Here is a 24,343-nt window from a genome sequence, read left to right as displayed (position 1 = left end):
AAGTCTCACACTACGAAGTTAAATACTTGGCAAAGCCGGTAGTTCGGGTTGAATTCGTCATGGATGCAACCTGAGATGACAGATTGCATCTGTGCCGGCTGAGAAGTGATCATTTATTCAGTCTGCATGGATCCTACATGCAGGCTTTTCTTTTGCTTAAAAGCGGGAAGCCATTTGCATGTGGTTTCCCGTTTTTCTTTAGAAAGGAAGTTGAACTTATGAAAAGGATGTACACGGTGATTGTCCTCCTACTTGGTTTTCTCGGGATTGCCTTTTTTACTGAAAATCACGGTACTATCAAGCAGCGGGTTCCAAAAGTTGGGGTACTAACGTTAATGCACCATCCAGCATTGGATCAGATTTATAAGGGTTTTATCGATGAACTAGCTAAAGAAGGTTACCATAACGGTAAAAATATCAAAATTGAATATGAGAACGCTAATGGTGACCAAAGTAATCTTAAAACTATGGCCAACACTTTAACTAATAATAATCCAACGGTCCTCTTTGGGATTACTACCCCTGCCTCACAAGCATTAGCAAATTCAACTAATAAAACGCCAATTATTCTTGGTGCAGTTTCAAATCCTCAAGGAGCTGGCTTAGTTAAGAATAACCATCATCCAGGTGGCAACATTAGTGGCGTTTCTGACCTAGCTCCGGTTCACCAGCAATTAACTTTAATTAAGCAATTTATTCCTAACCTTAAAACGCTCGGTGTCATCTATACCTCAAATGATAGTTCTGGAATAACCGGCTACCACCAAATTGCCCGTGAATGCAAGAAAATGCACATCCAGCTTAAAGCCTATTCAATCTCAAATAGTAACGACTTGAACCAGGTTTCCCAGCAGATGCTGAGTCAGGTCAATGCTGTAATTGTCCCAACGGATAACACAGTCGCCGGGGCAATGCAAACGCTAGTTAAAAACGCGAATGCGGTAAATAAGCCGATCTTCCCAGCTACCGATACAATGGTTAAGCAAGGCGGTGTGGCCACGTACAGTGTTAACCAATATAAGCTTGGTGTAATGAGCGCCAAAATGACCGTCAAAGTCCTTAAAGGTAAAAAGGTTGGTAACATGCCGATTGAATACGTTCAACACGGTGAACCCGTTCTTAACATTAAGCAGGCACGGAAACTCCACTTGCAAATCCCTGCCCGATTCGAACATGAAGCACAGACAAAGGGGGAAGTATACAAATGAATTTAATCGTTTCAGCTATTGGTCAAGGTCTTCTCTGGGCCCTCCTTGGTCTCGGCCTTTACCTTACATTTAGAATCTTAGATTTTGCCGACATGACTGTTGAAGGAACCTTTCCTCTAGGGGCCGCTACCGCAGTTACTGCGATTGCAAACGGCATTAACCCCTTTCTCGCAACCTTATTAGCAATCGGGGCCGGAATGATTGCCGGTTTAATCACTGGTCTCCTTTATACCAAGGGAAAAATTCCCAGCCTTTTAGCCGGAATTTTAACCATGACCGCGATTTACTCCGTTGATTTACGGATCATGGGGAAATCCAATATCTCATTACTAGGAAAACCCACCCTCTTTAATGGTAGTTTTCTCCGCAGTCTTCCCCAATTCTTCGATAGTGTAACTGTTGGATTAATTGTCATTGTCGTTATCACCGTCTTGATGATGCTTTTCTTAGCGACTGATTATGGTCAAGGATTTATCGCTACCGGTGATAACCCGACAATGGCCAAGTCACTGGGGATCCACACAGATTCAATGGTTAACGTTGGTTTAATGGTTTCAAACGGAATGGTAGCCCTTTGTGGTGCTTTAGTAGCCCAAAGTAATGGTTATGCTGACGTTAATATGGGGATTGGAACAATCGTTATCGCCCTGGCGTCAATCATCATTGGTGAAGTGGCCTTCGGTGATCTAACCCTTAACCAGCGGCTGGTTGCGGTTACCCTTGGTTCAATCATTTACCGGTTAATCTTGTTAGCCGTATTACAACTAGGATTCTCCGCCAACAACCTCAACCTTATCTCATCGATCGTCCTTGCAATCTGCATGATGTTACCACAAGTTGAAAAATTCGTTAACTTAAGAAAAACAGTCGTGAAGGGAGTGCAGCCACATGAGTAAACCAATCTTGCAACTAAAAGATGTTAAGACCATCGTTAATAAGGGGACCGCAAACGAGACCACGATCCTTAAGGGGATTAACCTTAAAATTAACGAAGGTGACTTCATTACCATTGTCGGAACTAACGGTGCTGGTAAATCAACCCTGTTCAACGTTATTGGTGGTAACCTGCGTGCCGATAGTGGTCAAATTCTCCACAACGGTAAAGATATTACCAGTTCAACCGAAGAACAACGAACAACCTTTCTCGCCCGCGTCTTCCAGGATCCCAAATTAGGAACTGCTCCCCGGATGACAGTTGCGGAAAATATGCTATTAGCAACAAAGCGTGGTGAAAAGCGACACCTAGTCCTCCGGAAATTAAAGCAAAACATGGAACGCTTTACTAAACTTGCAGCAACCATGAACAATGGTCTCGAAAACCGAATGACTACAGCCACCGGAGCTCTTTCTGGTGGTCAGCGTCAATCCCTTAGCTTCCTCATGGCAACTCTCAAGCGTCCTGATATCCTGCTACTAGATGAACACACGGCAGCCCTTGACCCGCATACCAGTTTAAACTTGCTCCACGCAACCAATGAACGGATCAACCAGGATCACCTTACCGCACTTATGATCACCCACCATTTAGAGGATGCCATCACCTACGGAAACCGGCTAATCGTCTTAAAGGATGGTCAAATTAAGGCTGACATTACGGGCGATGAAAAACGTCAACTCAATACTGACAAGCTTTATTCATATTTTGAAGATTAGCTCTTGATAATATTCCAAAAATGGTATATTTTAAACATATCATTTTTGGAATGTTTGATTTTAAAGGAGCTTTTATTATGAATTGGTGGATTATCCTGATTACCTTTCTCGCTGTTAACCTGGATTTTTTTGTGATCCTTCTCTTTCTTCTTAACCGTTATAGGGTGAAGGACGTAATTATTGGCTATGTCATTGGCCTGATAATTCTAATCACGATCAGTTTCTTTGTCGGTAAATTATTGGGACTCTTTCTTCCTGAGTGGGTACTTGGTTTTCTTGGTATTTTACCAATTTATATGGCACTTCACGATAATGATGAGGAATTTAACGGTAAAACCAATACCCGTCCGGTACTTACCACACTAATTACATATTTAGCTGTTTGTTCTGGATGTAACCTTTCCATCTTTCTTCCCATCCTTACTGTTCTTTCCTATAACCGCTTTTTATTAACTATCCCTTTCGTTATCATCTTAGCGATCATTGCGGTGATTATTATTAAGTTAGTCGGTAACCTACCGGTAGTTAACCGGTTAATGGAACGTTACAGCGAGATCCTAATGAAAGTAATTTATATTGGTGTTGGTTTGTACGTCTTCTGGGATAGTGACCTTATTCGCCACCTCTTCAAGCTCTTGGTATAATATTAACTAGTTACCTCGTTGAAAGGAGCGCGTTAATATTGACCCCCGCATCAGAACTAATTGATGAAGCCGCGAAAATCTATAAGGTCTTAAGTAATAGTACAAGGATCAAAATTCTTTATTATCTTCGTTACCAACATCATGAAGTAAATGTCAAAACAATGGTCAGCGATCTCGGCCTCGCCCAACCGATCATTTCGAAGCAACTCCATATCCTTTATCGCTACCAATTAGTTTGTCGACGAAAAGAAGGCACCCAAGTCTTTTATCTCTTGGATGACCCTCACGTCGTTGAAATGATTGATGATATGCTGAACCACGTTAAACATGAAATTAAGGGTGAACCACACCCGAAGAATATGCATTAAAAAGAACTAGAAGCTAAAATAAGCCTTTAGTTCTTCTCTTTGTCTTATATTATTCTCCATAATTTGCTTCTTCTCACCTCCCCCATGTAAAATAATCTTTTGGATTTTAAATGGAGGAACAAGATGAACGAACTATTTGAACACACTTCAATCAAGCGAGCCTATTTCACCTTAGCAATGCCCGTCGTTATCAGTATGACCGTGACTTTAATTTATAACATGGTCGACACCTTTTTCGTTTCAAAAACTGGGAACCCGGACCTAGTTGCCGGTGTTTCCCAAGGGGCACCGATCTTTACCTTGATGATTGCAATTGGGGATATTTTTGGTCTTGGTGGTAGCTCTGTAATTTCCCGGCTTTTCGGTGAACGTCAGGATAAGCTTGGTCGTTTTGTTAGTGGCTACTGTTTTTACGCATCAATCGTTTGTGGAATTATTGTCACAATTATTATGGTAGTATTCCAAACACCGATTCTTCATCTCTTAGGTGCTTCACCAAGCACCTGGAAGTATGCTCGTGAATACTACCTTGTTATGGCGTGGGGTGCAACCTTTGTCATCTTCGGGTTAACACCAACTAACATTCTTCGTACTGAAGGTCTTGCAGTTCAATCAATGATTGCCAGTATGGTGGGAACAGGAATTAACATCGTCCTTAACCCAATTTTCATTTTCACCTGTGGTTTAGGGGCAGCTGGTTCCGCACTCGCTACTGTCACCAGTACCGTAATTAGTGACATTATTATGATTTACTATACCCATTATAAGAGTAAGAAATTAACCACTTCGATCCACGAAACAAAAATTAGTTTTCACCTACAAGCGGAAATTTACGCAATTGGGATCCCGGCCTCCGTTACCAACGTGATGGCAACAATTGCGACTGCTTTAACTAACCGTTATTTAATTGCATACGGTGCTTCAAGTGTTGCCGCAATGGGAATTGCCCTTAAAGTTAGTATGATCATTGGGATGGTGATGGCCGGATTTGCCTTTGGTGCCCAACCATTAATTGGTTATTCATACGGTGCTAAAAATGAAGAACGCTTTAATAAGGTAATCCGGTTTGATCTAATGGTGGTCGCTTCATTAGCGCTTATCTTAACCATCATCTTATTTGCTTTTGCGCCAACGGTTATCCGCTTCTTTATGACCGATCCGGTGATTGTCCGAGAAGGGACTGGAATGATCCGGTGGCTTACTATTTCTACCACTCTCGCCGGGATTATCTTAGTCTTTACGACATCCTTCCAATCAATGGGAAAGGCCGTTCCTGCCTTTTGGCTTTCCTTTAGCCGGCAAGGATTAATCTTTGCCATTGCAATTGAGATCCTTAACCACTTCTTTGGATACAACGGGATCCTAGCAGCTCAAGCTTGCTCTGATGTTCTAACATTCATCCTTGCATTAATCTTCTTTAAGTTTTACCAACCGCATTTTGATAAGGATAAGAATTAGTTAACTAAAATAAATAATCACCCACCAACATTCTAGTTAAATAAGATGTTGGTGGGTGATTTTGTTATTTATTAGTTCTAGGCTGTATAGTCGAAAACGTGCTTGCCAGAGACTTGCTAGCCTTCCGCAAGTCCTTCGCTGGCTCACACTCTATTCCCTTACCTTTCTCTCCAAATAATGATCGAGTTTGACTTGGGGATAGAAGCCGGTGACTTTTTCTTTAGCAACACCATCTCGGAGCAGGAGAAGGGTTGGAATGCTCATAATTTTATACTTGGATGCCAATTCTTTATTGTCATCAACATTGATTTTAAAGAATTTGATTTGTTGACCATACTTCTTTTCGAGGTTTTCTAAGGATGGTGCCATCATCTTACATGGACCACACCATGGCGCCCAAAAGTCAACGATCGCCAGTGGGACATCTTTAGTTGCCGCCGCAAAAGTCAGATCTGTAATTTCTTCTGCCATCATTCTTCCTCCCCTTTTCGTGGTCGACGAAGATAGTGGATCACTAACGTTGCCACAAAGACAATTAAAACAAAGATTCCAAAGACACTGGATGGGATCTCAATATCAATTGCTGGAATCGTAAGAAATAGCTTGATCGCAATAATAAAGATTAACACGTAAGCCATTGGTTCAAGTTCAGGGATCTTCCGCATTAGCTTCATAATCACTTCAGCGACTCCCCGCATACATGCGATCCCAATCATCCCACCGATTAGGACAATTACCGGATTATTGGAAACCGCCAACGAAGCTAAAACAGAATCAATTGAAAAGATGATATCCATCATTTCAATTTGAACCACAACTGACCAGAACAATTTTCGCCCGGTTAATTTTGAACCAAATTTAAATGTCCGTTTTTTCTTCTTTGGTTTATCCTTACCAGAGAACTTTGAACTGAAGAACCGGTATACCAAGTAGATTAAATATATCGATCCTAGAACTTTAATTTCCCAGAAATGAATCAGGTAAGTTCCCAATCCAATTACCAAGAACCGGAAAATATACGAACCCCAGATCCCATAAAAGAGCGATTCTTCCTGCTCCTTTAATGATGGCAATACTCGGGTTTGCGCAGCTAAAACAATCGCATTATCAACTGACAGTATACATTCAATCAAAACCAAGGAAAAAATAATTAACCAATCCTGGCCTGAAGTAATGACAGTCGCCCAATTGTGACCATCAAAAAATGGACCATACAGTTTTCCTAAAAGTGACAACAAGTGTCCCCCTTTTTAATTATTCTACAATGATATTTTAGCAGATCTTGCTCAAAATAGGGAGGGAGGGGTGCCGTAATCTCCAATTGACTATTAGAAAATGGTAATACCAATCGTTGCTTTCTTCCATGTAGAAGCATTCCACCGTTAGATTCAGGATTATAGATCGGATCACCAACAATTGGGTGCCCACTGTGAGCAAGATGCACCCGGAGTTGGTGAGTTCTCCCCGTCCCTAAACGCAAATGGACGAGTGAATACTTTTCATTAGTGGCTAAAACATGAAAGAACGTTTGCGCTGGCTGAGCATTTTTTCCATTCACCATCCGCCGCCATGGATCGCTTGGATCATCCCCAATCGGCCAATTCCACTCTCCTTTTCCAGTTAAGTGTCCACTAACTAGTGCTAAGTATTCCCGGTGGATTTGCCCCTGACTAATAAACCTGTTCAAAATTGGGACAACTATTGGGTTCTTAGCAACAATCACTGCTCCACTCGTTTGCAGATCAATCCGGTGAACCATGTAGGCTTGATGGTGTAAATAGCCAGCAACATCATTCATTAATGTTCCTGTCTCACCCTCTTCATTGGGATGACTCTTTTGTCCTCGCGGCTTATTAACAACAAGCAAATCGCGGTTCTCATACAAAATATTCAGATGAGGATTAGTCGTTAGGAGGTACCTGTTATTTCCCGGGTGACGAAATTCATCTCCCTGAAACAACAGGGTAATCTGGTCTCCAGGATGAACAACCGTGTTTACCGAATGGTATTCCTGGTTTATTAATACTTGGCGCCGGCTCCGCAAGTAATGGACAAAGCGTTTGGGAAGGAGCCACTGGTGTTGGAGCAACTCACGCAATGTAACTAAGGGTTGTTCATCACTCAATCGTTCTTGGATCTGCCATCGAAATGCAACCATTTATTTAACCTCCCTAACGGTTAACTGATCAGGAACATTATAAACTTTTGGCTTGTCCCAACTCAGCATTTCTGGTGTTAACTGTAGCTTAGTAATATCTCCCCGATGGTATGGTTGAAAATAATAACTGCAACTTTCTGCCACCGTCACTGCACGGTATACGGAATAAGTCTTTTGGTGACGAGTATTTTGCGGAACAGTCACACTATCCAATAAGTGCCATTCACTAATCACCCCATGCTTCTCGTCTCGTGGTACGTCCGATCGTTCTTTTAGGTAGGCTGCCCGAATAAAGCGAGCACTCGGTGAATAATAGCCTGGAGGATTCGTTTTGCCTGAAAGACGACCAGTAGTTACCCGGGGTGTATTCAAAGGAACCCGGTGCTCCATAAACTCAGGTGTAAATTCAACGTACTTTTCCATTTGCTGAAGCTGCTTTTCAAAATTAGGACTGTTAGTTACAACACCTAATGGGTTCTCAACCACCCTTAGTGGATTACGGGTTGGTTCAATCACAACGACCCTCCCCGTCCGATCAGCTACTGCAAAGTGAAGTTCCGGATTACCGTACTTGGTATCGCTATTCTTTTCACTCATCAATTCTACTTCATCAAAATGCTCTTCTATCTCAGCTACGGTACGAAAATTTCCCAAAAGCCAAAAAACAAATTCATATGCTGCTAGTTGAACCTTATTCTGCTCCCGCTCATCAACGCAGTGAGCACCATTAGCAAAGGTTAATTTTTGCGCCATTAAGCCATACTCATTAACACCATCCGAAACATCAATTCTGGTTGCTGAAAGGCTCCCACCACCAACCATTGCGTATTTATTGGTATAAACTCGGTGGTCAAATGCCGTCGCCCATTGAAATTGCCGGGGAACAAATAATGGGGAAACGGCTAATTTTGGCCAATCCATTGTTCTAGCTAGTAAATGTGTTTTATCTAATGTCACTTGGTAAATACTCGTGCACATGATCGCTTTCCTCCTAACCTTTATTTTTAAGTCTATATGATTTCCCGGGAAATAGTTATATTTTTGCTTTTAGACCGCTTTACTTTTGTCTGTTAAAATAGTTGAATAGGATTATAAGCGATTTTAAGTAGGGGGATGGAGAGCATGCTTAGTACAGAAAGAATTAACGCACATAGCTGGTGGATCAGTGTTTTCGAACCCCTTCCCCATGAACGTCAAGATCTCATCCAAAAATATGAGGTCACCAAGGAACTCCTAGACTACGCCATTGACCCCTACGAAAAAGCCCGGGTTGAAGTTGATCCAGACGCTGGGGTTACTCTGTTGATCTTCGACGTCTATGTTCCTACGCACGAGGTAACTGCTCCCCAAACCGCACCAATCGGTCTCATGATCACAAATAATAACTTAATCACATTTACAAATGCAAAAACGAACTTTGTTAATGGAATTATTGCTAATCAGCTTAAACGGTTGCAAAATCATGATACTGTTGTTGAAAAGCTAAACTTAGTCCTCGCTGTTCTTTATCGTTTGTCCACTGATTACTTTGGTCCCTTACGACGAGTTGACCAAAAGCGTCAGCAAATTCAACGTTCACTTCAAGCTCGAACAGGTCGCAAGGCCATTACGGAATTCATGGAAATTGAAACCGGACTAGTTTATATGCTCACTTCATTAAAGGGAAATGTTTCCTTACTAGAAGAATTTAAGCGACGAATGAACCCAATCATGTCGGCTCGGCAGAAAAACGATCTTGATGATGTTATCGTCGAAGCACAGCAAGGTTTGGAAATGGCTCAAATGACTTCTGACGTTTCTGCACGAGTTTCTAACGCATACAGTAAGGTTTTAGATAGTGACCTAAACCACACAATGAAATTCTTAACGATCTATTCGATCCTGCTTTCTATCCCGACCATTGTTGGTGGTTTCTACGGAGAAAACGTCGCCCTTCCCCTTGCAAATAAAAGCTACTCCTGGATTATTACCATTGTAATTTCACTGATCCTAATGTTCCTTTGCGCCGTCTTCTTAATTAGAAAAGACTGGTGGAAATAACATGGCGCGAGCAGAGAAGGCACGTACTCCCGACTGGATGCTGATGGCATCTGGGAGGGAGTTCGTTGTCTATAGGTGCTTCCCTGCAGGTGTATTTCGTAATTACTTTAGAAAAGCCTAAGTACATAGTCATTCAAGGCTATATACTTAGGCTTTATTAGTTAAGTTTTGTTTATTCTACTTCAACATAGTCTAAACATGCTTCGCTCGAGCTTCCTAGAGCTAGCAATCTCCATAGTAGTCTTAGGCAACATAGTCTAAACGTGCTCAGTCTAAACCCCCTCAAGCTAACGACCTCCACCTCCGACGACTAACCGTCGTTCGGTGGAGAAATCGTTAGCCACCGGGAGTTCTTTACGGCTTCGCACTCTAATAATTGTCTCCTCTTTCGAATTGGAATTTGGAGTTGAGGAGGGCTTGGTGGATAAGACTGTTGAGAAGACTCCTAGTGGTATCCATTGCGTGGGTGGCAGTCTTTTCGTTCCGCTTAGTAAGGAAGTCGGTAACGGCATCCCCTTGCTTAGTCTTAGCAATTGCTGTGATCATATCGACCCGCTTAACGGCATAACTCTGTGAAGCATCACGGAAAGCATTAACCTCATTAATAAATTCGTGATAATGTGGTTCAACAATTACTTCTAGTTGTTTTTGCAGCCAGTATGCGCTATCGTCAACTTCATTTCCTGCGTGGTTATATGAAGCAGGCGTAGCATTAATATTTGTAAAGAATGGAACGTATGGACTGTAAGCAAAGAAGCCAAAGTTAATCCATTGAATTGCAGCACATTCAGCCGGAACATTATTCCGGATTTGAAGAATACATGAGCTTTGGTTGCGGTCAAGAGCAATTGAACGGAACTTCTTTTGATCCTTTTCATCCCCGGAAGCATATGAACCAGTTGGGTCGTAAGGCGTCCCGTTATAGTGAGATGACAAGAAATATTCAACGTCTTCAACGGCGATCTTCTTTTCTGCCCGTTGAATAAACGGAATATCCAAGCTTGTTGGTTCTTGTTCGAGAGATGGGGTAAATAGCTTCTGCCCATACCATGAACGTGGTGTGTTGTAGTATTGATCAGCTTCATCATTTGTCCCAAAAATCTTCCGGAAGTTGAAACTGCCTGGATATGGATTCAAATTATTATCCTGAACAAACTGTTGGATCGTTGGTGCAAACATAAAGTTATCTGGATCTTCAAAGTTAATTTCTTCAATACACATAATGTTTGGACAAATTGCATAAGCATCATCTGGGATCCGTTGTGCAACCCATTGATGACCCCCAGCTGTTTCAAAGTACCAAACTTCATTGTTATCACTAAAAGCTATCCCGTTACTTTCACCAGTACCATACTTTTCAATCAAATGACCGAGACGTTGTACCCCTTCACGAGCACTCTTAATAAACGGCAACACAAGGTAAATCATTGAATCTTCGTCAACGCCCTTTTCAACTAATGGATCATGACCAAGAACTCGTGGGTTAGTCATTTCGGTTTCAGAGGCGCTCATCGCAACATTATATTCATTGATCCCCTGCTCATCCCACCGACCATTATTAATATCACCATTAGTAGTGGCAGTAAAACGACATCCTTGACCTTCAAGATCAACTTCTAGGCCATTATATGTGGATGTGAAGTGTTCTCCTGTATAGTCTTTAGCTGGATATACTTGAAAAGTCTTTGGATTAACACCATCGTAATAATCTTCGTTTCGTGCAATCATAGTCGAGCCGTCAATTGACGCGTTCTTACCAACCAACATTGCAGTACAACTGCTCATTTTTTTGACGCTCATTTTGTCCCGTCCTTTCGGTTGCGTTTACTATTATAATAACACTTTTAACATGATTCTCTTGCCTGCTTTTTCAAGTCGTGGTAGGATAACAACATTATCTGCCTATATAATACCGTAATATGGTCGGTGAGTTTCTACCCAAAGCCTTAAACTTTGGACTATAAGCAACAAGAGTAATACTAGTTTGTAGAGGGACTGCGGCATTTGTCAGCAGCCCCTCTTTTTTATTTAAGGGAGGATTAAATCGTGGAAGAGCTCAGTTCAACAACCACTTCTAAGCAAAGAAAAGTTTTCTTTTCACCGAAGGATTTCATACTCGGATTCCAGCATTTACTTGCAATGTATTCCGGAGATGTTTTGGTTCCCCTACTTATTGGGAGCTATCTCCACTTCTCAGCCATGCAAATGACATACTTGGTCTCCATTGATATTTTTATGTGTGGAATTGCGACCCTTCTTCAATTAAAGCGGACTGCTTTAACGGGAATTGGCCTGCCAGTCGTTCTTGGTTGTGCTGTTCAAGCCGTTACTCCTCTTGAATCAATCGGGAGTAAATTAGGAATCACCTACATGTACGGTGCAATTATTGCATCAGGGATCTTTGTCTTCTTAATTGCTGGAATCTCTTCAAAATTAAAGAAACTTTTCCCACCAGTTGTTACTGGTTCTTTAATCACGATCATTGGTTTCACCCTTGTCCCTGTTGGTTTTCAAGATCTCGGTGGCGGAACCCCATCCGCTCATTCATTCGGTGATCCAAAGAACCTTCTTGTTGGTTTTATTACCATTGCAGTTATTTTGCTCCTTAATGCTTGGGCAAAGGGATTCTTAAAGTCAATTGCAATCCTATTAGGAATTTTAATTGGCTCCTTTATTGCCGGTGCAATGGGAATGGTTTCATTAAAGACGGTTTCTGAAGCTGCCTGGCTTCACACCCCGCAACTATTCTTCTTTGGTGTCCCACACTTTAACGGGAGCGCCATGATTACAATGATCCTGGTCTCTTTGACAACGATAATTGAGTCTACCGGGGTTTTCTTTGCCCTAAGCGAAGTTACCGGACAAAAGCTTACAAGCGATGACATCAAACGGGGTTACCGTGCTGAAGGAATTGCCGCCATTCTTGGTGGTCTCTTTAATACCTTCCCCTACTCAACCTTCTCCGAAAACGTTGGTGTTATTCGGATGTCTGGCGTTAAAACCCGGCGTCCCGTTTATTATGCAGCCGTTATGCTCTTACTCCTTGGCCTGCTTCCAAAAGCCGGAGCGTTAGCCACTGTTATTCCCGATCCGGTTCTTGGTGGTGCCATGATTGTTATGTTCGGAATCGTTGGGGTTCAAGGGATTCAAATCCTACATAAGGTTGACTTTACTGATAACGGAAATATCCTGGTTGCCTCAGTTTCTGTTGGTTTAGGGTTAGGTGTAACCATGTACCCACACATTTTTCAATTCTTACCAACCGAATTTCAGATTATGATGGGAAACGGTGTGGTTGTCGGTAGTGTTGCTGCTGTTGTTCTTAACCTACTCTTCAACGGTTACGGAAAAGAAAAACCAGCCAAAGATTAATCTCATTAGATTTTAATAATAGTATTGACAATTTAATTTGGTCACGCTAGAATAATTTCAACAATTATCGTTTCAGTAATTGCTTCGTTCGGTGTCAGAGAGCCGGTGGGGATGTGCGAACCGGTCAGGCGGAGTTAATGAATTATCGCGAGTATAAGATTGCTCGGCCATAGTCAGTGCCGTTACCACCTGATACGAGAGCGTATTAGATCAATACGTATGTGGGTGGTACCGCGGTTAATAAATCGTCCCGTTGATGAATCATTTCATCAGCGGGATTTTTTATGCAAGCAGTTCATTAAGGAGGAGCAAAAAATGAAAAATTGTGGTGGCATTATCCGTTATCAACTTCAATTCAAACACTAACCAATCAATTATTTTATAAGGGAGATTTGAATTATGAAGTCAATTAAATTCGGTGAAGCAGTTAGTATCCTACTAATTATGTTAATTATTTTAGGGACAGCCGTTATTAAGTTTGGGCTCTCCCCACAAATTCCGGTCCTCTTCGTCATCGCCTTAATCATGCTTTGGGCAAAACTGCGGGGAGCTTCTTGGGACGACCTTCATAAGGGGATCCAAGATGGAATTGGTACAGCAATCATTCCTATTTTTATCTTTATCCTGATTGGGGCATTAATTGCCGTTTGGATTAAAGCCGGGATTATTCCATCAATTATGGTAATCGGCTTTAAGATTATCAGCGCACGGTGGTTCGTTCCTTCTACTTTCCTCGTCTGCTCACTAGTTGGGGTTTCAATTGGGAGTGGCTTTACAACTATTTCAACAATCGGGTTAGCACTTTTCGCTGTTGGTCACGCAATGGGAATTAACCCGGCTTTAGTTGCTGGTTCAATTATTTCTGGTGCAGTTTTTGGTGACAAGATGTCTCCGTTATCCGACTCTACCAACTTGGCCTCAGCAATTGCTGGTAGTGACTTGTTTGCCCATATTAAGAACATGATGTGGTCCACCATCCCATCTTTCATCGTTTCATTTATTCTTTTCTGGGCTATCGGTCAAAGCGGTAGCAGGATGAACTCCAGCAAGATCGTTCACACTACTCAAGCATTGATGAACAACTTTAGTATTAGCTGGTGGGCCTTGCTACCAATTGCGTTACTCTTCACCTGTGCTTGGCGTCACGTTCCTGCCATTCCAACTCTATTTATCAACATCATTGTGACCGTAATCATGATTTTTGTTCAGGATCCACACACGTCCCTTAAATCATTAACTAACTTGATTAGTGAAGGATTCGTTGCTCATACTAATGATGCTTCAGTTAATGCTCTTCTTTCTCGTGGTGGAATTACCAGTATGATGGGAACGGTCTCCTTGATTATTGTGACCCTTTCTCTTGGGGGCATCTTAATGCAATTTAACGTTATCCAATCTGCAATGGATCCCCTTGTTAAGCACCTTAAGACTCCAGGGAGCTTAATTCTGACTACAATTCTTTCTGGAATTGGCGTGAACCTCTTCGTTGGTGAACAATACCTTTCAGTAATCCTTCCAGGACGAGCATTTAAGACCGCCTTTAAAGATATGAAACTTTCTCCATTAGCCCTTAGTCGAGTTCTTGAGGATGGTGGTAGTGTTATTAACTACCTGATTCCATGGGGAGTTGCCGGGATGTTCGCTGCCTCCACTCTTGGCGTACCAGTTCTCCACTTCTTACCATTCGCATTCTTCAGCCTTTTCTCACCAGTCTTCTCCGTTATTAGCGGATTTACTGGGATTGGATTAAAACGTGCTAAAAATTAAATACTAAATAATAGAAGAAAACTGCTAGTGTCTCATCGGACGTTAGCAGTTTTCTTCATTGATTTCCCAGGCAATTTTTTACCGTCAATAATCTCCCTTAGCAACAGACTTGGAAAAGCGATCCAATGTTCTGCTTAACTTGTCGGGCAGTATCTGAATGGTTCATCGTGTAAAGGTGGATCCCGGAGACATCATTGGTCACTAAATCAACAATTTGATCAATTGCATAGGTGATTCCAGCTTGTTTCAATGCTTGGGGATGGTTATGATATTTTGCCAGAATATCCTTAAACTTCTCCGGAACTGTCACCGCACTAGTTTGCAAAATTCGGTTAGCTTGTCGTTCATTAACGACTGGCATAATCCCCGCAATAATTGGTACGTCAATCCCGCCAATGGCACACAACTCACGGAACCGATAATAACTGTGATTATCCAAGAAAAGCTGGGTAATTATTTGGTCACATCCTGCTTCAACCTTTAGTTTTAAATGTTGAATTTCATCTACCATACTCAGTGACTCGGGATGTTTCTCCGGGTAGCAAGCTCCGGTAATTTGGAAGTCAGGATAGTTTTGTTTGATATAAGCAATCAGATCACTAGCATGAGCAAAGTCAGTTTTCTTTTCCAGATTTGGTCGTTCATCGCCTCGCAACACCAGTACCCGATCGACATGGCATACTCGCAATTGCTCCAAGATCCGATCAACGTCTTCCCGGCTGAGATACCAAGCAGGAAGATGGGCCATTGCTGGTACCTGACAATCGTTCTCAACGTAATCAGCTACCCTAACCGTTTCATGAGCAAGCTGTTTTGTATTGCTGTTACAAGTGACACTGATGAAATCCGGGGAAAGATCACGCAAAGATGTTAGTACCTGGTTAAGATGATTGATCCCCACCGTCGAATTAGGCGGAAAAACTTCGTACGATAAAGTTGTCATTTAATCACCCTCTCCTAACTGACGACGAACTTCGCGAGTTGCTTCAATTACATTGGCTAAACTAGCCCTTGTTTCCTCAACACCACGGGTTTTTAGACCACAGTCTGGATTAATCCAGACCTTTGGAGCAGCAATCTTAGCAAGGATCCAGTTGATTGTTGCCTTCACCTCGTCAACGGATGGAATTCGTGGTGAGTGAATATCATAAACTCCAGGTCCCACTTCCGTTTCAAAATGTTGTTTCTTCAGTGTATCCAAGATTTCCAAATTAGAACGTGAAGCTTCAAAGGAAATAACGTCGGCATCCATCGCATCAATTGCCGGAACAATATCGGAAAACTCGCTGTAACACATATGGGTATGGATCTGGGTTTCTGGTTTGACCTTGCTATGGACTAAGCGGAAAGCTGGAATGGCCCAGTTCAAGTATTCAGAATACCAATCAGATTTCCTCAGCGGCAGTTTTTCTCTCAAGGCCGCTTCATCAATCTGAATGATCTTAATCCCGTTAGCTTCTAGGTCAAGAACTTCCTTTTGGATAGCCAAAGCTAACTGAAGAGTTGATTCCTTTAAGCTAATATCTTCACGGGGGAATGACCAGTTCAGAATGGTTACCGGTCCTGTCAGCATCCCCTTAACCAGCTTTTTGGTTTGGCTTTGAGCGTACTTGGACCACTTAATGGTAATTGGCTGTTGTCGTTTAACATCACCCCAAATAATTGGCGGCTTAACACAGCGGGTTCCGTATGATTGAACCCAGGCATTTTTGGAGAAGATATATCCCGAAAGGTGCTGGCCAAAGTATTCAACCATATCATTCCGTTCAAATTCCCCGTGTACCAAAACATCCAGTCCGATCTTTTCTTGCCACTTTAACCAATCGTCAATCTTTCCCTTAATAAAGTCGTCGTATTGTTTTTGATCAATTTCATGGCGACGGAACTGACGACGAGTCTGCCGAACTTCCTTAGTTTGTGAGAAGGAGCCGATCGTTGTGGTTGGTAAAAGTGGTAGGTGAAATTCTGCTTTTTGGATCTTTTCTCGCACCTGACGAGCTGGTTGACGAACAAAGTCTTCATCCTTCAGGTTTGCAATTTGCTCATGTAATTCAGCATCCTCCTGAACTCGCTGCTTCGCAAACAATTCCTGGTTAGCACGAAGCTTTTCTTTAGCAGAACCTTCGTAGATTGCTGCAAGCTCTTTAAGCTCAGCTAACTTTTCTACAGCAAACGCAAAGTGCTCTTTAACAGCTGGCTCAAAGTTTTCATTTTCAACTGTAATTGGCACATGAAGTAACGAGCAAGAGGTGCTAACTATAAGATTTTTCACTCCAGCTTTCTTGAGTTGCGTCAAACTCTTATCATAATGGTTCCGCCAAATATTTTTTCCGTTGACGATTCCGGCAAAAAGAGTCTTGTCTTCCGGAAAATGATGACTAACTAATTGAAGTGTCTGCTTTCCTTCAACAAAGTCAAGGCCAAGGCCGTCAAACGGTAATTCGATCAAGTCGTCATAAATATCCCGAACGTCACCAAAGTAAGTCTGCAGGAGAACCTTTAATTTTCCTTTAGCGTTCAATAGTGGCTGGTAGAGCTCATTAAATAATTGACGATCTTCAGCAGTTAAATCCTTAACGAGGGCCGGCTCATCAAGCTGAATCCATTGTGCCCCGCTGTCTGCAAGTCGATCAAAAACTGCTTTATAGGCAGCTACAGCGTCATTAATAAAGTCACGAGCAGTCACATTTTGATATTCACTTAGCTTCAGTAATGTAAAGGGACCAATCAATACGGGGCGGGTAATGATCCCTAATTCTTTTGCTTCTTCAAACTCTGCAAAAATTTTATTTCCAGTTAGCTTAAATTGGGTGTCCTGATTAAACTGCGGGACGAGGTAGTGGTAATTAGTGTTAAACCACTTCTTCATTGGCCAAGCCAGGATATTTCCTTCTTCACCCTGGTAACCACGCGCTAGGGCAAAGTACTTATCCAACTCAGAAAACGGTAAATCTTGAACATCCTGTGGAACCAAGTTAAATAGGAAGGCAGCGTCTAAGGTTTGGTCGTAGTATGAAAAGTCATTGCTCGGAATTGCATCGATCCCTGCCTGTTGAAGAAGTTTCCAGTTGTTTTTTCTCAGTTCCTTTGCCGTTGTCCGTAACTCTTCTTGACTAATCTTATTCTTAAAGTATTTTTCAGTAGCAAATTTCAATTCACGCTTCTCACCTATCCGGGGGAAGCCAATAATCGTAGTAGTTGTTGTCATCATTCGTTCATCTCTTTCGCCTTTTTATTTGTCTAATAATCTACCATGGATTCTTGCTATTGAATAACTGTTAAATATTTGAACTGGATATAGGCAAAGACTATAATGCAAATAAAAAGGGATCAGACCAATGAGAATTAAACAATTAGAATATTTAGAAGCCGTGATTGAAACTGGCTCAATTAACGAAGCGGCTAAACGACTTTACCTTACCCAACCCAGTCTCTCAAGTGCGATCAAGGATTTAGAAAAAGAAATGGGAATCACGATCTTTCAAAGAAGTAACTCGGGAGCTCGTTTAACTGCTGACGGGCGCGAATTCATGAATTATGCCAAACAAATTCTGGACCAAGTTCGTCTACTTGATGACCGCTTCAAACATCAGCAAGCGCTTCACCAATCCTTCGCTGTTTCCGCACAACACTACGCTTTCGTTGTTAATGCCTTTGTAGAACTAATCAAGGAAATTAATTCGCCAACCTATAAGTTCACTCTCCGCGAGACAGAAACCGAAAATATTTTTAATGATCTGCGAACTTTTAAGAGTGAGTTAGGTGTACTCTATATCAATAATTTTAACCGGCGAATTATCAATAAATTGTTAACGGAAAATGGCCTCAAATTCACGCCACTCTTTGTTGCTAAGCCACACGTCTTTTTGAGCCGTTATAATCCACTTGCAAAACGACACTCAATCAGCCTTGATGATCTGACTGAGCTTCCCTATCTCTCATTTGAACAAGGTGAAAATAATTCCTTTTACTTTTCCGAGGAGATTCAGTCAACTCTGAGCCATAAAAAGGAGATTAAGGTTAGTGACCGAGCAACCATTTTCAACTTAATGGTCGGTCTGAATGGCTACACCATCAGTTCAGGAATCATTAGCAGCAAGCTTAATGATGACAAAATTGTCGCTATTCCTTTGGAGCTTGACGATCCCATAACAATCGGGATTGCGCAACATCAGCATACTGTGCCAAGCCAGTTAAGTCTGAAATTTATTCAGTTGCTTAAAAATCATATTCGTGATTACGGGTTCAAAATTATTGGGGAGAATAACGACAAGGGGGCTGTGACATAAGTCCTTTAAATTAAGAGAACCGTTCGGAATTTCATTTGAAATTCTGAGCGGTTCTTCCTTTTTTTAAAATTAATACTAAATATGGACAGCCTTCCGACGATCTTTTTCATATTCAGTGCCATTAGGGCAATTCCAATCTGACTTTTGGCTTTCTTGAGACCACGCACCGTGAACCTCTTGAAACCCAAATAAGCTTTCAAATTTCCAAAAACAGTTTCTACATCGTACTTGCGACGAGAATACGTAGTGGACTTTGAAAGCGACTTACGTGCTTTAGCTTTAAAATACTCCCATTGTAGATTAACCATAATATACTTAGTATTTCCACGTGGCGTTAATGCCTGAGGAATAACTTGGTGATTTTCATCGTACTTTTCGGCTTGATATACCTTAAAGTCGCGATGGATATATTTATCGTTTCGGTAAGCGCATCGTTTAAAATTAAAGCGGACTCCAGCTGGATTGACATAGTAATCATCATCTTCATGGTATTCCCAATTCATAACCTTTCGATCATCAGAGCGCCATTTGCGACTATTCTCTTTAATCATCGTGCTATAAGGAATTAGGGCGGTGCAATCAGGCAACTCATCTTCAAGATATTTATAATTACGTTCAGACCCATAACCAGCATCGGCTACAATTTCTCGTCCCAAAACTTCGTTCTGGGCGAGCTGCTTAAGAAATGAAATTAGTGTTCTCGTATCAGTGGGGTTTTGCATTAAGTCATAGCCAAGCGTAAATTGCGAATTAGTCATAATTTGAAGATTATATGCCGGCTTAGTTTGTCCATTACGCATCGGATCTTCTTTAACGCGCATAAAAGTAGCTGCGTGATCTGTTTTAGAGTAGCTATTCCGTGAACCAGCGATCTGCATTTGAGTACGATATTCTAAATTTTTTTGGCGACAGTGTTCTAAAGCGCGGCGATATTTTTTGGCGTGGCGTCGTTCTTGTTTGGCCGGATTAGGGGAAACCTTAGCGGTTTCGCTTACCTGTTGATTCAATTCTTCGATACGTTGTTCAAGAAGCGCAATAATAGTATCGAGCTGATCAACGTCAAAGTTATTCTCGCCAACGGCGATTTTAACTTCAGCTTGCTTGATTTCTTGAAGCAGTTTACGGGCTTTTTCAACGTTTAATTCACTATATTTGATCGTACGCTTCTTCCCAACAAAGGAGTACTTATTTGCGTTAGCCAGAATTTTAGTGCCATCAATAAATGAAGCCTCATCAATCATTCCTTGAGCTTTCAGGTAGTCATGAAACTCCTTAAAACTGCTTTGGATCATTTCTTCTAAGTCCTTAGAAATCACAAAGCGAGCGATCGTACGGTAAGTTGGTCGCTGTTCTTGAGTTAACCACATTGCGACAATATTTTCACGAGCAAAGCGTTCAATTTTCCGACAGGAAATAATACCGTAACTGTAGGCTAAAAGGACCAATTTTAATAACATTCTCGGATCGTATTCCTTTGGTCGCCCCATAATATTAGGCTTGCGGATCGCAAGGCCTTCAACTAATTGGTTAATATAACGAGCAGGATGGTCTAATTCAAGTTCATAGGCAGTAGGTATGTTCAAACTAAGTTGATTCAGGTTATAATTAGTTTCCAATGTTTTATATATCCTTTCGAGGGTATTTTGAAGACATCGACGGGCTGGTCGGTGTCTTTTTCTTTTACTAATACATATTTTAAAGGAAAACGGAGTTAAATGAAATCCGAAGATTTCATCTAACTCCGCTTATTATTAGGGACTTATGTCACAGCCCCTTTTTCAAATCACATTCTGGTTATCTTCTGACTAATCGCTGTAACCACTTACAAAGTGTGCCATTTATAGTAGAATAAAAGTAGATATTGTTAATGCTTAGGGAGGAATTTTTATGCCTAAAGCTAAGACACTTAAGCTAAAATGGCTAGCTTTAGCAAGTTTATTAAATAGTACAGGTGCAGCATTCCTTTGGCCTTTAACAACAGTCTTTATTAATAAACATTTAGGAGAATCATTGACTGTTGCTGGAATTGTCCTTTTCATTATGTCAATTACTATGATACTAGGAAACTACCTCGGTGGTTATTTATTTGACCGCTGGAATGCATATTTTATTAGTGTTTGGGGCGCTATAATTGCTACTGTTGCTATTATCTTAATGATCTTTTTCCATAATTGGCCAGCTTTTCCAGTACTAATATGTTTTGTTAGTTTTGGTGATGGGATATGTGCTTCTGCAATTAATTCATATGGTAACTTTGTTCCAAGTAAAGATACTCGATTTGTCTACAATATGGTATATTTAGCATTTAATGTCGGCGTTGTTCTTGGAACATTGCTAGTTGGAATTCTTTACCCAATTAGTATTGATCTTACATTTATTATCGCTTCTTGTTTTTACATTATCTTCTTACTAACAATTTTATTTTGCTTCAATGTTCCAATTCATAAACGGTCAAAAAAGAAGTCAATATCATCGCACAAGGTCAGAGGTCCTCAGCGTATTAGAATAACTATTGTCTACACTATTTTTATTAACCTAATCATGATTTACTTGGCTTATGCTCTTTGGGAAAGTATTATGTCAGTTCACATAACAAATCTTGGCATTCCTTTTGTAGCATATAGTCTTCTTTGGACGATGAATGGAGCCATCATTATAATTGGTCAACCAATTATTAGCTACTTTGCTCCCTATATTAAACTATATAAACAAATATACGCAGGGTTACTCCTATTTACATTTTCTTTTATCTTTCTACCTTTTATCCACACATTATTGGGATTCACTTTAGATTTTATCATGTTAACGATTGGTGACATGCTTAGTGTCCCTGGAATTCCTGCTTGGGTTTCAGAGATTACTCCTATCAATAAATCTGGTAGATACCAGAGTCTAATAAGCAGTACTATTTCTATTGGTCGGGCAATCGGCCCACTTCTTGGTGGAATTATTATTGAAGCCTATTCATACAATACATTGTTCATTACAGCCTTTTTCTTAATGTTAATTACATTTATTCCTATTACTATAACTAACCATATATATCTTAAAACTAATAGAGTTTATACTAATAAAAGCAATGATTAAGTGTCCGTCTTAGTCATTGCTTTTTATCGTTCTTTTATTTCATTGCTATTGTGCTTTTGTTACTACTTTAAATATTTTTGTGGGTTACTTAAAAGCTCATCAATTGATACTTTCCTACTGCTGTCCGATTCAGTAAGATTTAATTCAATTTCCTTTGATGAAACTTCTTTATCACCAATAACAGCAAAATACCTACTGTTCCGTCGGCTAGCTTCCTTAATTTGTGTACCAACCTTTAATCCTTGGTAGTCTTTGTCAACTTTAATTCCCATATTACGAAGAGGTTCCATTAATTCAAAAGCATAATCATCAGCTTTTTCACCAACAGTAACAAAGAACAAATCAAGTCCCGGTTGTGGAACAAAGCTCTTATTTTCTTCTTTTAATAGAAGAAGAAGTCGTTCAACACCAATTCCGTAGCCTATTCCACCTTCATCAGGTCCACCAATTTGAGAAATTAATCCATTATAACGACCACCACCGCAAATAGTTGTGTAGCCACCACCAAATACTGGTGAATTGGACATAATCTCAAAAATAGTGTGAGTATAGTAGTCTAGTCCTCTAACCATTTCATTATCTACTACGTAATCAACATTAAACTTATCAAGAATTTTCTTTACTGAGTCGAAATACTTAGCAGAATAATCACTTAGTGAATCAAGAATTGAAGGTGCATTCTCAACAATCTTCTTGTCTGTTTCATCCTTACTATCAAGGACACGTAATGGGTTCTTATATAAGCGTTCCTTAGAGTCATCACTAAGTTCATCGTAGTGTGGCTTCAAGTAGTCGATTAAAGCCTGACGATAATTATCTCTTGTTTCCTTATCACCAAGAGTATTAATAGCAACTCGTAACCCAGAAATACCGAGTCGTTTAAAGAACATTAATGCCTCAAGAATTACTTCTGCGTCAATTTGTGGCGATTCACTGTTTAATGCTTCACACCCTATTTGTGTAAACTGACGTTGTCTTCCAGATTCAGGCCGCTCATAACGAAACATTGGTCCCATATAGTAAACTTTATAAGGCTTAGCATATTCAGGGCCAAACAACTTATTCTGAACATAAGCCCGCACTACTCCAGCTGTTCCTTCTGGTCGTAAGGCAACATGTCGATCTCCCTTATCATGGAAATCATACATTTGCTTTTCCACAATATCGGATGTATCTCCAACATTTCGTGCAAAAACGTTATAGTCTTCGAACATCGGCGTTCGAATCTCTGAATAACCAAACTCTGCAAATGTATTACGTGCAATATTTTCAACTTTTTGCCATAGTTCACTTTCGCCTGGCAAAATATCAACTGTACCACGTGGACGTTGATAATTAACTTTAGCTTTTGCCATATATAGAACCCACCTTTTCAAACTCAAAAAGCTCCTCACAAGCCTTAAAGACTTGTTGAGGAGCTTTTTTATACTACCTTAATTCACACTTACCATAAAGGTAAAGTGTTCCACCGGGTAAATGGTATAACCACCCGCCGGGGTAATAACGCTCCCCATCACGAAATATTTTTAGTATTCACATAAGTAAAATGTGAATTAAAGATGTTTCACAAATCAATAAAAGAATTAGTCGACTAATCTTTTAAAGAACAACAATAAAGTATATGTTGCTCTTTAATTAAATGATAAACGATTGTATGAATTTGTCAATATACTTTTACAAAATTTTACTTACCAGCTTTGGGATAAACAGGATTTGCATCATCATATTCGTAATGACTAATATGTCCATCTTGCATCCAGCGCCTTAGCCGATCAATTTCTTCCGCATGATCTGGGTCTAATAATTGTGGGAATTCCCCGCGAATAGTATTATCATACCCTGCGTGATTAATCGTCTTAGGCTTTATATCCTGGATAAAATCAAATGCACGACCATTTACAATATCATCAAGTTGTAAACTACTAAAATTGTAAAAGTCAATAACTAATTTTCCGTGGGGTGTTCCTTTAATGAATTTAACGTCTTTAACTCCATCTTTTTTAAAACAAGTCATCTTACCATCAACATATCTATAGAAATTATGAATTGATGTCATAAGAATTTCTTTTGTGCGATGGTTATCATTTACAATTACTTGAGACATGCGATCTTGTGTATCTTTAAGTGCACTTTCAAAATCGTTTGTAATAAGTGATTTGGGAACCACCTTTTTTATTCTTTGAATACTTACACTATAATTATCTGACATAAATACCACTACCTAACAAAAGGAAGAGGGATATAATCAAATATGTTATATCCCTCTTCCCGACTAAAAAGACTAGAATATTTCTTGGAA

Annotated in this window: 21 protein-coding genes and 1 riboswitch; of the genes, 11 read left to right on the top strand and 10 right to left on the bottom strand. The window is 40.5% G+C overall.

Annotated elements, in window-relative coordinates; genetic code table 11:
* Positions 1 to 218: 218 nt before the first annotated feature.
* The 6 genes from trpX (at position 219) to NFR46_RS00600 (ending at position 5,331) form a co-directional block, all read left to right on the top strand.
* On the top strand, positions 219 to 1,208 hold the full coding sequence (gene trpX, locus NFR46_RS00625; RefSeq protein ID WP_251573931.1) for a tryptophan ABC transporter substrate-binding protein: 990 nt from the start codon (positions 219 to 221) through the stop codon (positions 1,206 to 1,208).
* Complete coding sequence (locus NFR46_RS00620; RefSeq protein WP_251573929.1) at positions 1,205 to 2,104, top strand: ABC transporter permease; 900 nt, start codon at positions 1,205 to 1,207, stop codon at positions 2,102 to 2,104. The genes trpX and NFR46_RS00620 overlap by 4 nt, the downstream gene beginning before the upstream one ends.
* Entirely contained in the window at positions 2,097 to 2,861 is a 765-nt protein-coding gene (locus tag NFR46_RS00615) for an ABC transporter ATP-binding protein (protein WP_251573927.1), read from the top strand. The genes NFR46_RS00620 and NFR46_RS00615 overlap by 8 nt, the downstream gene beginning before the upstream one ends.
* A gap of 77 nt (positions 2,862 to 2,938) precedes the next feature.
* Positions 2,939 to 3,505, top strand: coding sequence for a cadmium resistance transporter (locus NFR46_RS00610; protein ID WP_251573926.1), 567 nt, complete (start codon positions 2,939 to 2,941; stop codon positions 3,503 to 3,505).
* Between the two features lie 38 nt (positions 3,506 to 3,543).
* Positions 3,544 to 3,873 (top strand): ArsR/SmtB family transcription factor, encoded by a 330-nt coding sequence (locus NFR46_RS00605; RefSeq protein WP_251573924.1) that lies wholly within the window; start codon positions 3,544 to 3,546, stop codon positions 3,871 to 3,873.
* Positions 3,874 to 3,996: 123 nt separating this feature from the next.
* Positions 3,997 to 5,331: an MATE family efflux transporter gene (locus NFR46_RS00600; protein ID WP_251573922.1), complete on the top strand. Its 1,335-nt coding sequence runs from the start codon at positions 3,997 to 3,999 to the stop codon at positions 5,329 to 5,331.
* Between the two features lie 150 nt (positions 5,332 to 5,481).
* On the opposite strand, the gene trxA is transcribed toward NFR46_RS00600, so the two are convergent.
* Genes trxA through NFR46_RS00580 form a run of 4 tightly spaced genes read right to left on the bottom strand, consistent with a single transcriptional unit; the run spans position 5,482 to position 8,467 of the window.
* Positions 5,482 to 5,802 (bottom strand): thioredoxin, encoded by a 321-nt coding sequence (gene trxA, locus NFR46_RS00595; protein ID WP_251573920.1) that lies wholly within the window; start codon positions 5,800 to 5,802, stop codon positions 5,482 to 5,484.
* Entirely contained in the window at positions 5,802 to 6,566 is a 765-nt protein-coding gene (locus NFR46_RS00590; protein WP_251573919.1) for a TerC family protein, read from the bottom strand. The genes trxA and NFR46_RS00590 overlap by 1 nt, the downstream gene beginning before the upstream one ends.
* Positions 6,554 to 7,489, bottom strand: a complete 936-nt coding sequence (locus NFR46_RS00585; protein ID WP_251573917.1) for an RluA family pseudouridine synthase — start codon at positions 7,487 to 7,489, stop codon at positions 6,554 to 6,556. The genes NFR46_RS00590 and NFR46_RS00585 overlap by 13 nt, the downstream gene beginning before the upstream one ends.
* Positions 7,490 to 8,467 carry a linear amide C-N hydrolase gene (locus NFR46_RS00580; RefSeq protein ID WP_251573915.1) on the bottom strand — a complete coding sequence of 326 codons (978 nt, stop codon included), beginning with the start codon at positions 8,465 to 8,467 and terminating at the stop codon, positions 7,490 to 7,492.
* A 144-nt stretch (positions 8,468 to 8,611) separates the two neighbouring features.
* Between NFR46_RS00580 and NFR46_RS00575 the strand changes: the two genes are divergently transcribed.
* Positions 8,612 to 9,529 carry a magnesium transporter CorA family protein gene (locus NFR46_RS00575; protein ID WP_251573913.1) on the top strand — a complete coding sequence of 306 codons (918 nt, stop codon included), beginning with the start codon at positions 8,612 to 8,614 and terminating at the stop codon, positions 9,527 to 9,529.
* A 369-nt stretch (positions 9,530 to 9,898) separates the two neighbouring features.
* On the opposite strand, the gene NFR46_RS00570 is transcribed toward NFR46_RS00575, so the two are convergent.
* Positions 9,899 to 11,329 carry a C69 family dipeptidase gene (locus NFR46_RS00570; RefSeq protein ID WP_251573912.1) on the bottom strand — a complete coding sequence of 477 codons (1,431 nt, stop codon included), beginning with the start codon at positions 11,327 to 11,329 and terminating at the stop codon, positions 9,899 to 9,901.
* Positions 11,330 to 11,411: 82 nt separating this feature from the next.
* A riboswitch (purine riboswitch) is annotated at positions 11,412 to 11,510 on the top strand.
* A 131-nt stretch (positions 11,511 to 11,641) separates the two neighbouring features.
* Between NFR46_RS00570 and NFR46_RS00565 the strand changes: the two genes are divergently transcribed.
* Together NFR46_RS00565 and nhaC are read left to right on the top strand one after the other, a co-directional pair.
* Positions 11,642 to 12,901 carry a nucleobase:cation symporter-2 family protein gene (locus NFR46_RS00565; RefSeq protein WP_277612835.1) on the top strand — a complete coding sequence of 420 codons (1,260 nt, stop codon included), beginning with the start codon at positions 11,642 to 11,644 and terminating at the stop codon, positions 12,899 to 12,901.
* A gap of 399 nt (positions 12,902 to 13,300) precedes the next feature.
* Complete coding sequence (gene nhaC, locus NFR46_RS00560; protein ID WP_251573910.1) at positions 13,301 to 14,668, top strand: Na+/H+ antiporter NhaC; 1,368 nt, start codon at positions 13,301 to 13,303, stop codon at positions 14,666 to 14,668.
* A gap of 97 nt (positions 14,669 to 14,765) precedes the next feature.
* On the opposite strand, the gene metF is transcribed toward nhaC, so the two are convergent.
* Positions 14,766 to 15,611 (bottom strand): methylenetetrahydrofolate reductase [NAD(P)H], encoded by an 846-nt coding sequence (gene metF, locus NFR46_RS00555; protein ID WP_251573908.1) that lies wholly within the window; start codon positions 15,609 to 15,611, stop codon positions 14,766 to 14,768.
* A complete protein-coding gene (gene metE / locus NFR46_RS00550) occupies positions 15,612 to 17,879 on the bottom strand; it encodes a 5-methyltetrahydropteroyltriglutamate--homocysteine S-methyltransferase (protein WP_420908564.1) in 2,268 nt (755 codons plus the stop codon).
* A gap of 127 nt (positions 17,880 to 18,006) precedes the next feature.
* Here metE and NFR46_RS00545 point away from each other — a divergent pair, with 127 nt between their 5' ends.
* Positions 18,007 to 18,957 carry a LysR family transcriptional regulator gene (locus tag NFR46_RS00545; protein ID WP_251573907.1) on the top strand — a complete coding sequence of 317 codons (951 nt, stop codon included), beginning with the start codon at positions 18,007 to 18,009 and terminating at the stop codon, positions 18,955 to 18,957.
* 5 nt (positions 18,958 to 18,962) lie between these two features.
* On the opposite strand, the gene NFR46_RS00540 is transcribed toward NFR46_RS00545, so the two are convergent.
* Positions 18,963 to 20,573 carry an IS1182 family transposase gene (locus NFR46_RS00540; RefSeq protein WP_251573905.1) on the bottom strand — a complete coding sequence of 537 codons (1,611 nt, stop codon included), beginning with the start codon at positions 20,571 to 20,573 and terminating at the stop codon, positions 18,963 to 18,965.
* 271 nt (positions 20,574 to 20,844) lie between these two features.
* Here NFR46_RS00540 and NFR46_RS00535 point away from each other — a divergent pair, with 271 nt between their 5' ends.
* Positions 20,845 to 22,044 carry an MFS transporter gene (locus NFR46_RS00535; RefSeq protein ID WP_251573903.1) on the top strand — a complete coding sequence of 400 codons (1,200 nt, stop codon included), beginning with the start codon at positions 20,845 to 20,847 and terminating at the stop codon, positions 22,042 to 22,044.
* A 62-nt stretch (positions 22,045 to 22,106) separates the two neighbouring features.
* Here NFR46_RS00535 and hisS read toward each other — a convergent pair whose 3' ends face one another.
* Entirely contained in the window at positions 22,107 to 23,399 is a 1,293-nt protein-coding gene (gene hisS / locus NFR46_RS00530) for a histidine--tRNA ligase (RefSeq protein WP_251573901.1), read from the bottom strand.
* Positions 23,400 to 23,728: 329 nt separating this feature from the next.
* Complete coding sequence (hdcB, locus tag NFR46_RS00525) at positions 23,729 to 24,253, bottom strand: histidine decarboxylase maturation protein HdcB (RefSeq protein ID WP_251573900.1); 525 nt, start codon at positions 24,251 to 24,253, stop codon at positions 23,729 to 23,731.
* Positions 24,254 to 24,343: the final 90 nt, after the last annotated feature.

The sequence above is a fragment of the Limosilactobacillus agrestimuris genome, assembly GCF_943193105.1.
GTDB classification, from domain to species: Bacteria; Bacillota; Bacilli; order Lactobacillales; family Lactobacillaceae; genus Limosilactobacillus; species Limosilactobacillus agrestimuris.
This window is presented reverse-complemented; position numbering and strand designations above follow the sequence as displayed.